The 16,743-nt window shown below is 58.8% G+C and carries 13 protein-coding genes; 6 read left to right on the forward strand and 7 right to left on the reverse strand.

The window, feature by feature from the left end:
- The first annotated feature begins 77 nt into the window (after positions 1-77).
- The 5 genes from TU84_RS19580 to TU84_RS19600 all read left to right on the forward strand — a co-directional run bounded on the left by TU84_RS19580 (position 78) and on the right by TU84_RS19600 (position 5,395).
- Positions 78-869 carry an IclR family transcriptional regulator gene (locus TU84_RS19580; RefSeq protein WP_048371989.1) on the forward strand — a complete coding sequence of 264 codons (792 nt, stop codon included), beginning with the start codon at positions 78-80 and terminating at the stop codon, positions 867-869.
- A gap of 103 nt (positions 870-972) precedes the next feature.
- Positions 973-2,007: a zinc-dependent alcohol dehydrogenase gene (locus TU84_RS19585; protein ID WP_048371992.1), complete on the forward strand. Its 1,035-nt coding sequence runs from the start codon at positions 973-975 to the stop codon at positions 2,005-2,007.
- Between the two features lie 34 nt (positions 2,008-2,041).
- Positions 2,042-2,401 (forward strand): RidA family protein, encoded by a 360-nt coding sequence (locus tag TU84_RS19590; RefSeq protein ID WP_048371995.1) that lies wholly within the window; start codon positions 2,042-2,044, stop codon positions 2,399-2,401.
- 52 nt (positions 2,402-2,453) lie between these two features.
- Positions 2,454-3,953 carry a CoA-acylating methylmalonate-semialdehyde dehydrogenase gene (locus TU84_RS19595; protein WP_048371998.1) on the forward strand — a complete coding sequence of 500 codons (1,500 nt, stop codon included), beginning with the start codon at positions 2,454-2,456 and terminating at the stop codon, positions 3,951-3,953.
- A 14-nt stretch (positions 3,954-3,967) separates the two neighbouring features.
- Positions 3,968-5,395: an aldehyde dehydrogenase family protein gene (locus TU84_RS19600; protein WP_048371999.1), complete on the forward strand. Its 1,428-nt coding sequence runs from the start codon at positions 3,968-3,970 to the stop codon at positions 5,393-5,395.
- Between the two features lie 99 nt (positions 5,396-5,494).
- On the opposite strand, the gene TU84_RS19605 is transcribed toward TU84_RS19600, so the two are convergent.
- The 5 genes from TU84_RS19605 to TU84_RS19625 all read right to left on the reverse strand — a co-directional run bounded on the left by TU84_RS19605 (position 5,495) and on the right by TU84_RS19625 (position 11,851).
- Positions 5,495-6,118, reverse strand: a complete 624-nt coding sequence (locus tag TU84_RS19605; RefSeq protein WP_048372001.1) for a glutathione S-transferase family protein — start codon at positions 6,116-6,118, stop codon at positions 5,495-5,497.
- A gap of 582 nt (positions 6,119-6,700) precedes the next feature.
- Positions 6,701-9,097: a TonB-dependent siderophore receptor gene (locus TU84_RS19610; RefSeq protein ID WP_048372003.1), complete on the reverse strand. Its 2,397-nt coding sequence runs from the start codon at positions 9,095-9,097 to the stop codon at positions 6,701-6,703.
- A 180-nt stretch (positions 9,098-9,277) separates the two neighbouring features.
- Entirely contained in the window at positions 9,278-10,267 is a 990-nt protein-coding gene (locus tag TU84_RS19615) for a FecR domain-containing protein (protein WP_241486422.1), read from the reverse strand.
- Between the two features lie 5 nt (positions 10,268-10,272).
- On the reverse strand, positions 10,273-10,782 hold the full coding sequence (locus tag TU84_RS19620) for a sigma-70 family RNA polymerase sigma factor (RefSeq protein ID WP_048372005.1): 510 nt from the start codon (positions 10,780-10,782) through the stop codon (positions 10,273-10,275).
- A gap of 127 nt (positions 10,783-10,909) precedes the next feature.
- Complete coding sequence (locus TU84_RS19625; RefSeq protein WP_048372007.1) at positions 10,910-11,851, reverse strand: LysR family transcriptional regulator; 942 nt, start codon at positions 11,849-11,851, stop codon at positions 10,910-10,912.
- 99 nt (positions 11,852-11,950) lie between these two features.
- On the opposite strand from TU84_RS19625, the gene TU84_RS19630 reads away from it, so the two are divergent.
- Positions 11,951-13,135, forward strand: a complete 1,185-nt coding sequence (locus TU84_RS19630; protein WP_048372010.1) for an MFS transporter — start codon at positions 11,951-11,953, stop codon at positions 13,133-13,135.
- Between the two features lie 66 nt (positions 13,136-13,201).
- Here the strand turns inward: TU84_RS19630 and TU84_RS19635 are convergent, their stop codons facing one another.
- Positions 13,202-15,862 (reverse strand): RHS repeat-associated core domain-containing protein, encoded by a 2,661-nt coding sequence (locus TU84_RS19635; RefSeq protein WP_053225274.1) that lies wholly within the window; start codon positions 15,860-15,862, stop codon positions 13,202-13,204.
- 190 nt (positions 15,863-16,052) lie between these two features.
- Complete coding sequence (locus TU84_RS19640; protein ID WP_048372012.1) at positions 16,053-16,697, reverse strand: TetR/AcrR family transcriptional regulator; 645 nt, start codon at positions 16,695-16,697, stop codon at positions 16,053-16,055.
- Positions 16,698-16,743 lie beyond the last annotated feature (46 nt).

Below are 16,743 nucleotides of genomic sequence, written 5' to 3' on the forward strand. Positions count from 1 at the left end.
CCGTGCTTGAGCCCCAAGCCGGCTCTCGAATTTACGCACCGTGATCGACATGCCTCGCGGCACACAAGGAAACAACCATGAGTTCTCTGGAAGACTCGCCACTCTTCATTACCGCCTTGTCCAAAGGTCTGTCTTTGCTGACCGCCTTTCGCGCCGGGCGCCCAAGCATGAGCCTGATTGAACTGGCAGAAGCGACAGGGCTGAACAAAAGCGCCGTGCAGCGTTCGGCGTTCACCCTTGAGGCGCTGGGCTATCTGTACAAGGATCCGGTCACCAAGCGCTTTCGCCTGGCCCCCAAATCCCTTGATCTGGGCACCGGTTACCTGCAAACCAGTGAGCTGATCGAACGCGCCAACCCGTACCTGCATGAACTGAACCGGGATGTCGAAGAGAGCTGCAACCTGCTGGAACCCTGCGGCCTGGACATGCTCTACGTAGCGCGTTTTCCCAGCCACAAACAGATTGCCATTCACATCCCGCTGGGTCGCCACCTGCCCATGTACTGCACCTCGGCAGGCCGGGCTTATCTGGCGGCGCTGCCGGAGCACGAGGCTGACGCGATCCTGGTCGCCTCCGAACGCAAGGGCTACACCCCCAACACGGTCACCGACCTTGATCAACTGCGCGCCATCGTCGCTGAGGCCCGTCACGACGGCTACGCCTACGCCCTCGAAGAGTATTACGCCGGGGATATCAGCGTGGCCGCGGCGGTGGTCAATGCCGATGGTTACCCGCTGGGGGCCGTGAACATTTCGGTGCCGTTCAGCCGCTGGAACCTGGACGACGCCCGTAAACAACTGGCCCCCAAAGTGATCAACACCGCCCGGTCCATCGCCAGCGCGACACGCAGTTTGCGCCCGGCGGGCTAACCCCCAGGGCAATCCTTTTACCTGACACGCACTGCTGCGGGCCTGGCCCGCGGTATAGGTGCCGCTTTGCCCGGCTTTAGGGCCCAACTACAAGGAGACAGCGATGAGTCAAACCATGAAGGCTGCCGTATTGCACGCCGTGGGTGAGCCACTGCGGATCGAACAGGTGACAATCCCGACCCCGGGGCCCGGTGAAATCCTGATTCGCATCGTCGCCTGTGGCGTCTGCCACAGCGACCTGCATGCCATGGACGGTGACTGGTCGGATTTGCCCACCTTGCCGCTGATCCCGGGCCATGAAATCACCGGCCATGTCGCCGCCCACGGCGCCGGCGTGACTGAGCCCGCCATCGGCACAGCGGTCGGCATGCCGTGGATGTATAGCGCCTGCGGCACCTGCGAGTTTTGCCTGGGCGGCATGGAAACCATCTGTGAGCAGCGGGAATCCACGGGCTACAGCAAGCAGGGCGGATATGCCGAATACATGATTGCCCCGGCGGCATTCGTCGCCAGCATCCCCTCCGGTGCCGACCTGTACGCCCTGGCGCCGATTCTGTGCGCGGGTGTCACCACTTATCGCGGCCTGATGCGCTCGCGGGCCCGGCCGGGGCAATGGGTGGCTGTCATGGGCATCGGTGGCCTGGGCCACGTTGCTGTGCAGTACGCCATCGCCATGGGCTTGCGTGTGGCGGCCATTGATGTGTCGGCCGACAAGCTCGAACTGGCCCGCAGTTATGGCGCCGAGTGCTTGATCAATGCCCTCGACAATCCGGTGGCAAGCCTCAAGCAACAGATCCCCGGTGGCGTGCACGCGGTATTGGTGACCGCCACGGCCAATGCCGCTTTTGAGCAGTCGATCAAGATGCTGCGCCCCGGTGGTACAGCGGTGTTTATCGGCTTGCCAGGCGGCGATGCCGACACGGTTCGCGCTTCCATTTCCAGCATCAGCGGCTGGGAGCTGTCGATCACCGGCTCCAATATCGGCACCCGCCAGGATCTTAACGAGGCGGTGGCGTTTGCCGCCCGTGGCCAGGTCAAGGCACAGATCAGCCTTGAACGCCTGGAAGATATCAACGACATCTTTGAACGCATGCGCCGGGGCCAACTGGTCGGGCGCACGGTCCTGAAAATCGCCTGACCTGAACCTTTAATCCTCAACAGGAGTTAGCACCATGACCATTACTCGCCTGCAACCCAATCCGGGCTTGCTCAGCCATGCGCTGGTACACAACGGCATTGTCTACATCACCGGCCAGGTCCCGGCCGATCGCACTCAAGACGTCGCCGGGCAAACCGCGCAAGTTCTGGCGCGGATCGACGCCTTGCTCGCCGAAGCCGGCTCGGACAAGTCACACATTCTGTTCGCACAGATCTGGCTCAAGCATGCCGTGCAGGATTTTGCCGCCATGAACGCCGTCTGGCGTGAGTGGATTCCGCAGGATGCATTGCCGGCACGCGCCACCGTCGAGGCCAATATGGCTGCCGACAACATTTTGGTTGAAATCGCCTTGCAGGCAGCCGTCAAGGCCTGAGCCATTTAATACGGCCGGGCAAGGGCTGCTTGCCCGGCATGGGAGAGTCGTAATGGGCAGTATCGTTCCTCATTTGATCAACGGTGTGCGGGTCCAGGGCACTGGCCGCACCGCCGACGTTTACAACCCGTCCACGGGCGCGGTGAGCAAGCAAGTGGCCCTGGCCGACGCGGCAACCTTGCAGCAGGCCATCGAGGCCGCCAAGGCGGCGTTTCCGGCCTGGCGCAACACGCCACCGGCCAAACGCGCGCAGGTCATGTACCGCTTCAAGCAGTTGCTTGAGGAGCACGAAGCGGCGATTGCCCTGATGATCAGCGAAGAGCACGGCAAAACCCTCGAAGACGCGGCGGGTGAACTCAAACGCGGGATTGAAAACGTCGAATTCGCCTGTGGCGCGCCGCAACTGCTAAAGGGGGATTACAGCCGCAATGTTGGCCCCGGCATCGATGCCTGGAGCGACCTGCAACCGCTTGGGGTGGTGGCGGGCATTACGCCGTTCAACTTCCCGGCCATGGTGCCGTTGTGGATGTACCCGCTGGCGATCGTCTGCGGGAACTGCTTCATCCTCAAACCCTCGGAGCGCGATCCGAGTTCGACCTTGTATATCGCTGAATTGCTGATTCAGGCGGGCTTGCCCAACGGCGTGTTAAGCGTGGTGCATGGCGACAAGGATGCGGTAGATGGCCTGATCGAGTCTGTGCATGTCAAAGCCCTGAGTTTTGTCGGTTCCACGCCGATTGCGCAATACATCTATAGCGAGGGCACCAAGCGCGGCAAACGTGTACAGGCATTGGGCGGGGCAAAAAACCATTGCGTGGTGATGCCCGACGCGGATCTGGACAATACCGTCGGCGCCTTGATGGGCGCAGCCTATGGCTCTTGCGGTGAGCGCTGCATGGCCCTGTCGGTGGCGGTGTGTGTGGGCGATGCGGTTGCCGATGCGCTGGTAGCAAAACTGCTGCCGCAAATCCGTGGACTGAAAATTGGTGCGGGCACTTCCAGCGGCCTCGACATGGGGCCGTTGGTCACCGCTGCGGCGCGGGACAAGGTCAAGGGCTACATTGATGCGGGCGTTGCCCAAGGTGCTGAGCTGGTGGTGGATGGCCGTGACTTGCAGGTGCAAGGGCATGAAAACGGCTTCTTTGTCGGCGGTACGCTGTTCGACCGGGTGACCGCGCAGATGAGCATCTATACCGATGAAATCTTCGGCCCGGTATTGTGTATCGTCCGCGTGGGCAGCCTCGAAGCCTCCATGCAACTGATCAATGAACACGAATACGGTAACGGCACGTGCATCTTCACCCGCGACGGTGAAGCGGCCCGGTTGTTCTGCGATGAAATCGAAGTGGGCATGGTCGGGGTTAACGTCCCGCTGCCCGTGCCAGTGAGCTACCACAGCTTTGGCGGCTGGAAGCGCTCACTGTTTGGCGATCTGCACGCCTATGGCCCGGACGGGGTACGTTTCTACACCCGGAAAAAAGCCATTACCCAACGTTGGCCGCGCCGTGCCAGCCACGAAGCGGCGCAGTTTGCCTTCCCCAGTAACCATTGAGCCGAGTGAACACAATGAACAATGCACTGAAGTTTTATATCGAGGGCCAATGGCTTGAGGCCGAGTCTGGAGAGACGCTTGAGGTGGTTGATCCCTCAACCGAACAGGCCTTTATCAAGATCGCCGTGGGCAATGCCGAGGATGTGAACAAAGCTGTGGCAGCGGCCCGCAGGGCTTTCCCGGCGTTTTCGGTGACCAGCGTGGGTGAGCGTCTGGCACTGCTGGAAGAGATTTTGCGGGTCTACAACCTGCGCTATGACGACCTGGTCCAGGCCGTCAGCCAGGAAATGGGCGCGCCGCTGCATTTTGCCCGCGACGCGCAGGTCTGGAGCGGTCGTGCGCACCTTGAATCGACCATCAGCGCGCTGAAGTCGTTCACGTTCAGCGAACAGCACGGCACCACCCGTGTGGTGCGTGAAGCCATCGGCGTGTGTGCGTTGATCACGCCGTGGAACTGGCCGCTCAACCAAATCGTCTGCAAAGTCGCGCCGGCCATTGCCGCGGGTTGCACCGTGGTGCTCAAGCCGAGTGAAATCGCACCGTTGACCGGCATCATCTTTGCCGAAATTTTGCATGAAGCGGGCGTGCCGGCCGGGGTCTTCAACCTGGTCAATGGCACCGGGCCGGACGTCGGCCAACCCATGAGCAGCCATCCGCAGGTCGACATGGTTTCGTTCACCGGCTCTACGCGTGCAGGCATCATGGTCGCCAAGTCGGCAGCCGATACGGTCAAGCGTGTGGCTCAGGAACTGGGCGGCAAGTCGGCGAATATCCTGCTGGAAGACGCTGACTTTGAGGTCGCTGTTGCCAAGGGCGTGCAGGGCTGTTTCTCCAACTCGGGGCAATCATGCGACGCGCCGACGCGCATGCTGGTCCCGGCGGCGCAGCATGCCCGGGCGCTGGAAATTGCCAAACGTACAGCGCAGCAACTGGTCACCGGCAGCCCGCGTGATGCCAACACCAACCTGGGCCCGGTGATCAGCGCGGCGCAGTTCGACAAGATTCAGGGTTTGATCCAGGCCGGGATCGAGGAGGGCGCCACCCTGGTGACGGGTGGCCTGGGCCGTCCGGAAGGGTTGGACAAGGGCTATTACGTGCGTCCCACGGTGTTCGGTAACGTACAGCCGAGCATGACCATTGCCCGCGAAGAGATATTCGGGCCGGTGCTGTCGATTCTGCCTTACGACAGCGAAGAGCAAGCCATCGAAATCGCCAACGATACCGTTTACGGCCTGGCCGCCTATGTGCAATCCACCCATCTAGAACACGCGCGCACCGTGGCCGGGCGCATGCGTGCCGGTTCTGTGTACCTGAACTACCCGGACTGGGACACCTTTGCGCCGTTTGGTGGCTACAAACAGTCGGGTAATGGCCGCGAATATGCGGGCTGGGGCATCCACGACTTCCTGGAAATCAAGGGCGTGGTGGGCTGGGGCAACTAAGCACTTGGCTTAACCCGGTGGGAGCGGGCAAGCCCGCTCCCACATCAAGGTGCCACTTGATACATGGACAGGAACTGATGCTATTCATGCCTTGCTGGTTCATGGCGTGCCATTTCTTCCGTGCAGGAGGTAGCTCGGTCGCTGACTCAAACGTTCGTAATAGTCGCTGACGGCCGGGAGGTCCGGGTGTGCAAGCGGCGTTTCGAACCAACGATTAACCGACAGGCCGATGGGGATGTCTGCAAGGGAAAATTCGTTGCCTGCAACGTAGGCCCCGGTTGATTCAAGCTGCCTGTTGAGAATCTCCATGTGCCTGGACCAGTCATTGCACGCGGCAGCCAGCGCCAGGCTGTCCTGATGCTCTGGCGAGTGCCTGACCAGTGACATAAAGGCATAACTCCACGATTTGTTGAGATCCGACGCTTGCCAATCGATCCATTGGTCCACGCGGGCTCTGGCTTTCGCTTCGTGGGGGTAAAGGTTGCTGGCATTGTAGCGGGTAGCCAGGTAGCGAATGATCGAGTTTGATTCCCACAGAATGAAATCGCCATCCTGAATGACCGGCACCATGGCATTGGGGTTCAGTGCCAAAAACTCAGGGGTGCGCGTCGATTTGAAGCCAGCGCCCCAATCCTCCCGTTCAAAGGGTATTTCCATCTCGGCGCAGGCCCAGAGTACTTTGCGTACATTGATCGATGATGCCCTACCCATTATGCGTATCATTCCAGGCCCTTCTCGTTGGAGGCTATTGGTGTCGACACTTCGGTATATTCCACATTGGCCCGATTGCTTCAAGCCAAATCACTGTGGTTGGGGGGATTGATACGAAACCCGGGTTCACTCTTTTCAAACATAAAATAAATGATTGATTCCTAAGGCCCTGTAGGAGCGAGCTTGCTCGCGATCTTTTGAACTTGATCTGGCTTGTGACCTTGATCTAAGAGGCCCCGTTAAACCACGCTGGCCGATCGCAGGTGTTGCGCAGTTGCTAAGCCGCAGCAATGGATATGTACCCAAGAATACCGAGGTGGATGGTTTCACGGCTGCACGCAGCCGATCGCAGCCTTCGTACCTCGTCAGCGACTACAGTGTCCTGTTTGCTGCGCGACAGCGCGGCGTCGTAGACGGGGCGGCAACTCCTATCAAACACAAAATAAGTGATTGATTAAAAGGTCCTGTAGGAGCGAGCTTGTTTCGCGATCTTTTGATCTTTGCCGCCAGGCTCTACGGCTGCTGCGCAGCCGGACGTAGCCTCGCAAGGCTCGTCAACTGCTACAAGAACCAGGCAACCAATTCCCACGGTGTTTAGAAGCTGTACTTTGCCGTGATGCTGAAGTTACGCGGGTCGCCGTAAACGTCGTAGGGGCTCCAGGTGCTGTTGCTGGCGATACCCTGGTAGTACTTTTTGTCGAACAGGTTGTTGATGTTCAAGCGGGTATCCAGGTGCTGGTTCACTTTGTAGCCCGCCATTAGCCCCACCAATGCATAGGTTCTTTGCTCGATGTGATATTGGCCGAACGTTGAGTTGCTGCCTTTGTTGAAAATGCTGCTCTGGCTATACAGGTTGGCCCCGACGCGCCATTGGTTGAGCTCACCCGGCAGGGTGTAAACCGTATTGAGCTTGAACAGGTGGCGCGGCACGTCGGTATCGAACAGTCGGCCTTCCTTGTTGTGGTCAGCATCTTTGCGGTACTTGGCCTGGGCAAAGGTATAGCCTGCGCCGATTTGCCAGTCAGGGGTCAAGGCGCCGATCAACTCCAGGTCAATGCCCTGGCTGCGGACTTTGCCTGCGGCTTCGTAGCAATACACGCCGTCATCGCTGCGGGCGCATTGGGACTGGTTGTCGAGCAAGGCCGCCCGGTTCTCCTGATCAATCTGGAAGAAGGCCGCGCTGACGTTCAGAGCACCATCGAAGTATTCGCCCTTGATCCCGATTTCGTAGTTCTTGCCAACGATAGGCTTGATGACAGAGTTGTCATTGGCCACTTCGCTTTGCGGCATGAAGATGTCGGTGTAGCTGGCGTAGACCGAATGGTTGGCGTCCAGTTCATAGATCACTCCGGCATAGCGGGTCAGGTTGCGCGTGACCTTGTAATTGCTGTTGGTGTAGTAATCGTCGTTCAACTGATCGTAGATCGACGTGGTGTCGTACCAGTCCAGACGAGCGCCGAGGATCACTTTTAACGGGTCGCTGATACTCCAGCGGGTGGTCACGTAGAGGCCTTCCTGGTCGATGTTTTCGCTCAGGTTGTAACTGTCAGGCACATAGGGTTTGGGCACGCTGTGGGGGTCGAAGTTGATGATGTCGGCCACCGGAATAAACATATTTCCGCCCTTGCCGGAGGTCTTCAGCTGGCGCTTGCTGGCACCGATTACCAGTTCGTGCTGGCGGTCAAACAGGTTGAAAGGCCCGCTGACATAGGCGTCGTAGGTGGACTGGTCGTAGTTGCGCTTCTGGTTGAAGACCCGCTGTTGGTAGGTGGCGTAATGCTCCAGCACAGCGCCGGTCAGCTTGAAGTCCGACCAGTTTTTAGAGGCCGAGACATGGCCGCGCCAGTCATTGGCGAAGCGATGGTCCAGCTCGGCAAACACGGTCTTGTTGTCAATGTCCTGGTGGCTCCAGGTGTAACCGAAGGTCTTGGAGCGGGAGAAGTTGACGTGGCTGCCGTCCGGGTTGACCGGCAAGCCGCCCCAGTTGATGTTGTTGTTATCGTTTTGATCCGAGGCCCCGACGGTCAGGGTGGTGGAGTCGTTCAGATCGAACTCGCTGATGCCGTAAAACACCCCGCGCTCACGTCCGGCATAGTCCTGGAAACCGTCCTTGTCCTGGTAGGCACCGACAAAGCGTCCGCGCAGGCTGCCCGAGTCGTTCAATGGGCCCGATACGTCCAGTTCGGAACGGTAGTTGTCCCAGCTTCCGGCCCCTGCGCTAATGCTGCCTTGAAAGTCATGGGTTGGGCGTTTGCGCACCATGTTGATGGCGGCAGACGGGTTGCCGGCGCCTTGCATCAAGCCGGTGGCGCCACGCACGATTTCTACGCGGTCGTACGGCGCCATGTCTGCAGCGGCTACCCAGTCGGCGTTGTAGGTGGTGGGCAAGCCATCGAACATCAGGTTGGTTATGGGAAAGCCCCGGGAAAAATATTCGCTGTTGGCGGGACGTGCAGCCGCCATGCGCAAGCCCGGAGTGGCTTGCACCACGTCATCCAGATTGCGCATGTCTTGGTCGTCCATGCGCTGGCGGGTGATGACGGTGACCGCTTGCGGGGTCTCGCGCTGGCTCATCGACAGTTTGGTCGCTGTCTGCATGGCACCGGTGGCGTAGGATCCGGTGTTCTCTGTGGTGCTGCCCAATGCCGAAGCGTTGATACTGGTGGCGCCAAGCTCCAGCGCACCGGCGACCTGCGGCACCAGCAAATAGGCGCCATTGGCCTGCTGCACGGCGGAGTAACCGCTGCCTGCCAGAATGTGTGCCAGCCCTTCGGCCACGCTGTACTGACCCTTAAGGCCCTGGCTGGTTTTGCCTGCGGTCAGGCTGGCATTGGTCGACAGGGCAATGGCGGCTTGGCGGCCAAACTGGCCGAGCGCTTGATCCAGAGGGCCGGGATTGACTGAAAACTGAATCTGCCGATCCGCTGCCTGTGCCTGAACCTGGGGTATCAGCAAGCCTTCGGTAACGACCAGCCCGCCGAGCAGCAGCATGCTGACGGCTGATACACAGCTGCGTTTACGTAGAGGCGGTCGAGGGATAGAGCGGTCTTTCATGGCGGGTTTCCGACGTCAGGAGAGGGGGGGCCCGCTATCGCAATCAGCGGGATTTGCCCATAAGCCAAATGAGAATCAAAAACCTGCCGATTTTTCTGATTTATTTTGAAGACGTGTTCAGCGCGAGGTGAGGGTTGTCCAATAACGGGTGCGACGCTGCACTGTCACCGGCAAACTTTGCTCCAACATCGAGAAAATCTGTTCGGGGTCTTGCAACGGGTACGACCCTGTCAGCCGCAGGTCCGCGACAGCGGGATCGCAGCGCAACAGGCCGGGCACATGGCGCGACAGTTCCTGTATGAAGTCCCCCAGGCGCATGCGCTCGGCGACAATAAATCCGTCGATCCAGGCTGTATCGGCGAGATTGGCGGGTTGTGCAGAGTACACCTGGCGACTGCTTATCCAGGCTTGGGTGTGGGCTTGCACCACCCGTGAGTCGCCACCGCTCTTCAGGCTGGCAGCCACTTTGCCGCTACTGACCGCCAGCAGGGTGCCGCGCCCATCCTCCTCGCGGCGCACGCTAAAACGCGTACCCAGCGGTTGCAAGCGCGCCTCGGCGGTATAGACCAGCAGAGGTCGCCCGCCAGGGTCGGTGGCGGTAAGCACATCTATTTCACCCTGACGCAAGGTCAGACGCCGTACCTGAGCGTCGTAGTGCACATCCAGCAGGGTGCGCGTGTTAAGCCAGATCTGCGTACCGTCTGCCAAGGTGTAGTGGCTGCGTTCGCCGGTGCCGGTGTGATAATCGGCAAGCGTGCTTTGCAGCCAGAAGCTGTCGCTGGCTTGCCAGGCAGTGCCGCCCAGAAGCCCGGCACCGAGCAGAATCTTGAGCACTTGGCGACGATCGCGTTCCTGTGCAGGGGTGTTCTTTAAGGTCTGCCGGGCCAAGGGATTGGCCAGTTGGCTGGAACGACGCTGCAACTGTTGGCGAATGCTGTTGAAGCGTTGCCATGCCTGCTCGTGTTGCACATGTGCGTTGCGCCATTGTTGGAGCGCCAAGGCTTGCGCCGAATTCATTTCGCCCGATTGCGCCAGGGTAAACCATGCCAGGGCCTGGTCACGGATGGCTTCGGGCAGAGGCGTGGACGGGTTTTCGGACACTGACACGCGACTCACTCGAACTGGCTGGCGTAGCACATGGCGAACGCTTTGCTCATGGACTTTTGGACTTTATCGACACTCATCCCCAGTTGGCTGCCGATCTGTTTGTAGGTCAGGCCGTCGAGTTGCGAGAGCAAGAAAATTTCTCGCATGGACGGCGACATGCCGTTGAGCAATTCATCGATCTCTACCAGGGTTTCAATCAGCAGGGATTTGTCTTCCGGGGACATTTGCAGTGCTTGTGGCTGCTCGGCCAACGCTTGCAGGTAAGCGCGCTCCACCGCCTGACGGCGCCAGCGATTGATCAGCAGGCTATTGGCAATTGTCGCCAGATAGGCCAAGGGCTGGCGCAAGTCATCGACCGGGCGCCGCGACCGCATGATGCGTACAAACGTATCCTGCGTCAGGTCATCGGCATCGGCGTTTTCCTGCAAGCGTTTGCGCAACCAGTTCTTCAGCCAACCACTGTGTTGCAGGTAGAGGTGCTCGACATCCTGTTCGAAACTGCGGTGGTTGGTCATGATGATGAAAATCAGTTAGTGATTGATAAGTATTCTCAACTTTAGCGTGGCCGCTGGAGGGATGCAATCTGCCAGTACCGGGCCCAGTGTGTTCACAGGGATGGCAGGTGAGTGAATAACCCGCTGTTTAGTGCGCTGCATCCTTGGCATCGAGCAACAAATCATGGGTTGCCCGACTGAAACGCTCGATAAGGAAGTCCAGCAATACCCGCACCCGAGCGCTTCGGTAGCGGTTACTGTGTAAAACGGCATAGACACCTGCTTCGCGGATGCAAAAGTCCGGGAGCACGACTTTCAGTCGGCCTGCCCGTATATCCGTGGCGGCATCCCAGATGGTTTTTCGGGCGATGCCGTGACCAGCCAATGCCCACTCCCTGGCCAGCGCACCGTCGTTGGTTTCCCAGGCCTCGTTCATGGGGACGACGTGATCCCACGGCTGCCCTTCAACCACAAAGTGGAAGGTATTCAGTGGCCCGGGCGACGTGACCAGAACGATGAACGTGTGCCTGGCGAGATCAGCAGGGGTTTCAGGCTCACCATGGCGTGCCAGGTATTCAGGTGACGCACACAGTACCCGCCAGTTGGGAGCCAGTTGGCGGGCGATCAGCGAGCTGTCTTGGGGCAGGCCAAAACGGATGGCTAGGTCGAGATCGTCCTGCAGCAGATTTGACACTGAATCAGACAAGGTCAGCGCGATTTTCAAGTCCGGGTGCAATGCGCTGAAGTCTTGCAGCCAGTCGTTGAACAGATTGCGGCCAAAATCGGCCGAGGCGGATATCCGCACTTTGCCACGTACTTCTTTACCGCTGGCTTGAAGCCCGGCTTCGGCTTCGTCAATTGCGCGCAAGGCGACCCAGCATTGTTGTAAGTAAAAGCGGCCTTCTTCGGTCAGGCGTAACTGGCGCGTGGTGCGATCAAACAAACGGGTGCGCAGCGCCGCCTCCAGTTTGATCAGTCGTGCGCTGGCCGCCGCGGGCGACAAGCCCGGTTTGCGACCCGCAGCCGACAAACTGCCGAGCGCTGCCGCCTCGACAAATAAACGCATATCACCCAAGCGGTCAGTGGCCATATTCAATCTGGATTTGAAGGTTCGTCAAATGCTAGGCCAATTATCAAGGTTCTGGCAATTGCGCAGACTTATGCCTTCTATCGCTACTGAGCACAGGCCATGACCGCTGAAACACTTTCTTCCTTATCTAGACCCCAAGAGCGTCTTCCGTTGGGGGCGCTATTGGCGCTGACCATGGCCAGCTTTATCGCCACCGCCAATGAAACCGTACCCGCAGGGCTTTTGCCGCAAATTGCCGCAACGTTTGGTGTGTCGCAAGCCTGGGCTGGGCAACTGGTGACCCTGTGCGCACTGGGTTCAGGGCTGGCAGCTATTCCATTAACCCTGGTGCTGCAAGGTTGGCGCCGGCGCGTATTGCTGATGCTGGCGGCAGGGGTGTTTTGTGTCGGCAATGCCGTGACCGCGTTCTCACCGTGGTTTTGCCTGACCTTGGCTGCGCGTTTATTTGTCGGGATAGCAACCGGCCTGGCCTGGAGCCTGCTGGCAGGCTACGCCAGACGCATGGTTGCTCCTGAACTGCAAGGCCGCGCCATGGCGCTTGCGATGCTGGGCATACCTTTAGCGTTGGCTTTGGGCGTACCGCTTGGAGCCTGGCTGGGTGTGTTATTGGGCTGGCGCTGGGTATTTGCAGCGCTTTCAGTGCTTAGTCTGCTGGTTATGCTGTGGATCCATCAGCAAATCCCTGATTATCCAGGGCTGCGTTCTGCTGGGCGTTTGCCGCTGCGCAACGTATTGCAAACGCCCGGTGTACGACCTGTGCTGGTAGTGGTCATGCTCTGGATTCTCGCCCATTACACGCTTTACACGTACATCGCCGCGTTTATGGCATCTGTTGGATTGGCCCTGCAGGTCGATCGGGGCCTGCTGGCATTTGGGATCGCCGCGATGATTGGGTTGTGGGTCACCGGTGTTTTAATCGACGGCAGGCTCAAGCGTTTGATTCTGATCAACCTGACCACCTTTGCACTGATAGCGCTTGCTTTGGGTGTGGGGCGCCTTAATGACAGTGCACTGTATTTCTGCCTTGTGCTGTGGGGTTTGAGTTTTGGCGGAGCGCCGACGTTGCTGCAAACAGCATTGGCCGAGGTGGCGGGTGAGGGCGCTGACATCGCTCAATCAATGCTGGTGACGGTCTTTAATCTGGCGTTTGCAGGCAGTGGCGTACTCGGCGCAGCTGTGCTGACAGGCTGGGGGCCGCAAGCCATACCGTGGCTGGTGCTGGGGTTGTTACTGCCACCGCTGTTTATCGCGTGGGCAGTTAAGCACCAGCAAATCAGGCGTTAGGCCTGGTACGAAAGGCAGGCTGGCAAACACCCCGTGGCAGAGGCCAATACTGGCCTCTGCCACGGATTAGCGTAATGCACGTCGGGAAGCGTTCGGCAGCATGCCCCGTTTGACTATTCGCCAGGCACTGTGCGCTGCACGCGAAACAGGATTACGCATGCCCTGCTTTACGGTCCACTCGAATTCCTTCGCTATGCGCAATCTTTTCTGTATTGCGGGATCAGGTTTGACATGTATAGCAATGACGTCGATATCCACCCCTTTGAAGGCATCACGAACTACTTGCCTGTCGATCGCCGTTGGCAGCAGACCGAATGCATCCATGATTCTTTGGGTAGAGCGGCCATTACCTGCACTGTTGAGGAAATTCACAAGCATTCCTTCGTTCTTATCGGTAGCGCTTAACGCCTCTTTATTGATGACTTCCCAGCGCACAATGACTTTCGGTAATACACCGTAGAAATTGTTCTGCTTTGAAACCAGTTCATATTGATGCCACGTCACATCAGTTGCGTACGGTCCATCGCCGGGTGCACGGAAGTTTTCGATCATTTTCCAACGCCCCGGTAAATACTCGTTTTTGAAACGGTAACTTTCGGATATGGAAGAGTCCGAGTAGGTCGATCTAATCGTATTTATGCCAGATGCTTTATGAGTCAGGTCAGTCTCAACAGCCGTTCGGCGAGCCGCCGACTCTTGTTCAGTCACGTCCCGACGCAAGAATGTTTTCAGATCTTGTTGATCGCCCGGAAAGTGTGCGCTGGGGGAATTGTCTGAGTAGTCATCATCATTCTCTTTGGGCTGCCTGCCATCGCCATCGTAAAAGCGCACTGGGTTATTCCTGACCATTCGATACAGGTTTAACCCATCCACATCACCCGCCGGATCCGGATTTATCCAGCGCTGCAACCACGGTGCGTAATAACGGAACCCGTAGTAATACAACCCGGTTGCATCCCGTTCTTTACCCGAATAACGAATCACTTTGTAGCGGGCTTCCAGTGCATTTTTGGCCGCCCACCAGGCCGTACCGCCGTAGGGGTAGTAACTTTCCTGACTCAGCAACTCGCCGTTTTGATCCATTTCCAGCGTGCTGCTGCCCAAGTGGTCATTCACGCTGTAACGGTATTGATGCTGGCCATTTTCACGGTTCAACAAACGCACGGCATTACGCCCCGCTTGGGCAAGCACCACGTGCAATTGCTCGCCTGATGTGCGGCTGCGGATCTCCAGCCCCGGCAAGTAGCGCACTTCGCTGATGTGCTCGCCACCCCGGGTTTTGGCGCGGCGTACTTTACGCACGCGCTGGCCGCCGACGTCATAGACGTAGGTTTCTGTATCGTCGTCCTGGCCATCGGGATCTTCGCGTTGCACCTGGGTCACGTGCTGTAACTGATTGCGGCTGTCCCACTGCATAAGTTGGCCAGGGGCCAAAGCCTGGAGATTGCCGTTGGCATCAAACGCCTTGGCAAAATCTAACGGCGAACCGTCCTTGAACAGGCTGCGGTTGCTGCGTGCGTCGACGACCATTTCGCGGGTGTAGCTGTTGCCAGCCCCGGCAGCGTGCTTGAGCCGGGTCAGGTTGCCGCCGCTGTCGTAGCTGTAGGTCTGGCTGTAAGTGCGCCAACGGCTGTCATCTACCGGGCCGAAGATCTCCAGTCCCGGCAGACCCGGGCCGATGGTTTGGCTGGCGTTTTCGCGACCGGTGGCGCTGATCAATTGATAGAGCGTGTCATAGGTGAAGGTACTGACTGCCTGAATACGCTGCCCGGCAAACCATTGCACCGGCTGCGCAAAGTCTTGGATAAGGGTGATGTTGCCTACCGGATCGTACTGGTAGTGCAGGTCCTGTAGCATCTTGCCGTCTGATCTTTTGGCCTTCAGGTTGGACAGCAGGCCGTCCCGCGCCGAGTAATAGGCCGAGATCGTCACATCGTTGCCTGCCTGCTCAATTTCTACTCGGCCCAAAGCGTTGTAGGTCGTGCTTTTGAGCAGGGCAACGTTGTCCAGCCAGGACGCAAAAGGCTGTCCGGCGACATCAAATTCAAAACGCTGCACGTGCTCAAGGGCGTCGACTTGCTCGATAACAGCGCCCAGCGCATCGTGACGCCAGCGTGTGATGTAAGCCGTGTCTTCAAGATCGGCTTCAGACGCGGGCCACTGGGGCGACGTCAGTGCGGTGCAGAATTGCCGCGCCTCGCTCAGCGGCTGCCCGGTACGGGAAAATGCGTCATGCCACAGACTGCCCGCCTGATCATCGTGGCGAAGCAGTTGCCCGCAGCGGTTGTGGTGGGCGTCTTCTTCGTCGGCACCTGCGTAGGTAAAACGTTCCACGCACAGCGGCGGCTCGTGTTCGAACACATTCACTGGCCGCATCAGTTCATCGTAGGTAAAGCGCCGATGGGTGTCGCGCCCGTCCCAACTGTCACGCAACTGCCCGGCGGCGTCATGGCAGGCAAGCCGCCAGCCGGCATCCACACTCGTGGTCAGCAGCGCTTGGCCGCTGAGGCTGTACAGCCTGGATTGGTTTGCGAGATCGCTCAGCTCAAATAAGCGCGGGTCCCATTGCTGGCACAGGTGCCCGTTGGCATTGAACACTTGACGCTGGACCCGCTCAGCGATGGGTTTCTCAACTTCCTGTCGATGGTGAGCAATACTGCGTACAACCAAACCACGTGGATCGGTGGCAGTCAGCAAAGGCGTGCGCTGATGCAGGGAGCTTGGCATAAGCAATTCTCAACGTATCAGCCACGGATTCAGTTGTAGAAGCCGCTTGAATTTAAACGGTAGCAGGCTGTTATGGAATGAGCCAATTCACCTGGAACGCCGGCCTGAGAAAGGCAGACATCTGGATCAATTTGATCGATGTCAAACGTGGCGAGCCGCTATAGCCTCACAACCTGCTTGCCCGCCAGGATTAGGGCATGGCCGGTTTTGCCAGGGCCTCTTTTTCAGCGTCTTGCTCCAGCAGCACCAGTGCACCGACGATCAGCGCGTGCATGCCTTGTTCAAGCTCGGCTTCCATCTCGGCTTCTTCTGTCGCGCGCTCCGCCTCCAGTACCGGTTCCCGACCGGTCACCGAATACACCGTGTCGGCCACGGCGATACCGTGAAACGCGACGGTCGCCAGTAGCCAGCGCGCACGCTCTTTTGAAAGGCCATAGGCCTGGGCGATATGGCTCTGATGGTCGTCGATTTTGGCGAGCATCGGCTGGGTCGCCGCCAGCCTGCGGATGACGTAAGGCGTCAGTCCTGGATGCGCCTTGACGAACACCCGCACCGAGGTGGCAAACACCAGCATGCAGTCCTTCAGCCCGCTGTATTGATCAGCCTCGGCCTGGGGTATCTGCCAGCGGGTGAATATCTCCTCGGCGACCATGCTCTTGAGGGCTTCCAGATTCGCCACGTGCTTATAAAGCGCCATATGGCTAACGCCCAATGCCGCAGCAACGCCGACAAAGGTAATGCTCGGCAAGCCCATCTTGATGCCTGCTTCGACGATGCGTTCCCGGGTGATGGTACGAGGGCGCCCTCGGGTTGCGGGCGTTTGTGGCGGGGTCATAACAAATCCTTGAACGTGGGTGACAGTCTTGTAGCCGTCTTGTCAG

Origin of the sequence: Pseudomonas helleri (assembly GCF_001043025.1) — a bacterium.
In the GTDB taxonomy this organism is placed as follows: Bacteria; Pseudomonadota; Gammaproteobacteria; order Pseudomonadales; family Pseudomonadaceae; genus Aquipseudomonas; species Aquipseudomonas helleri.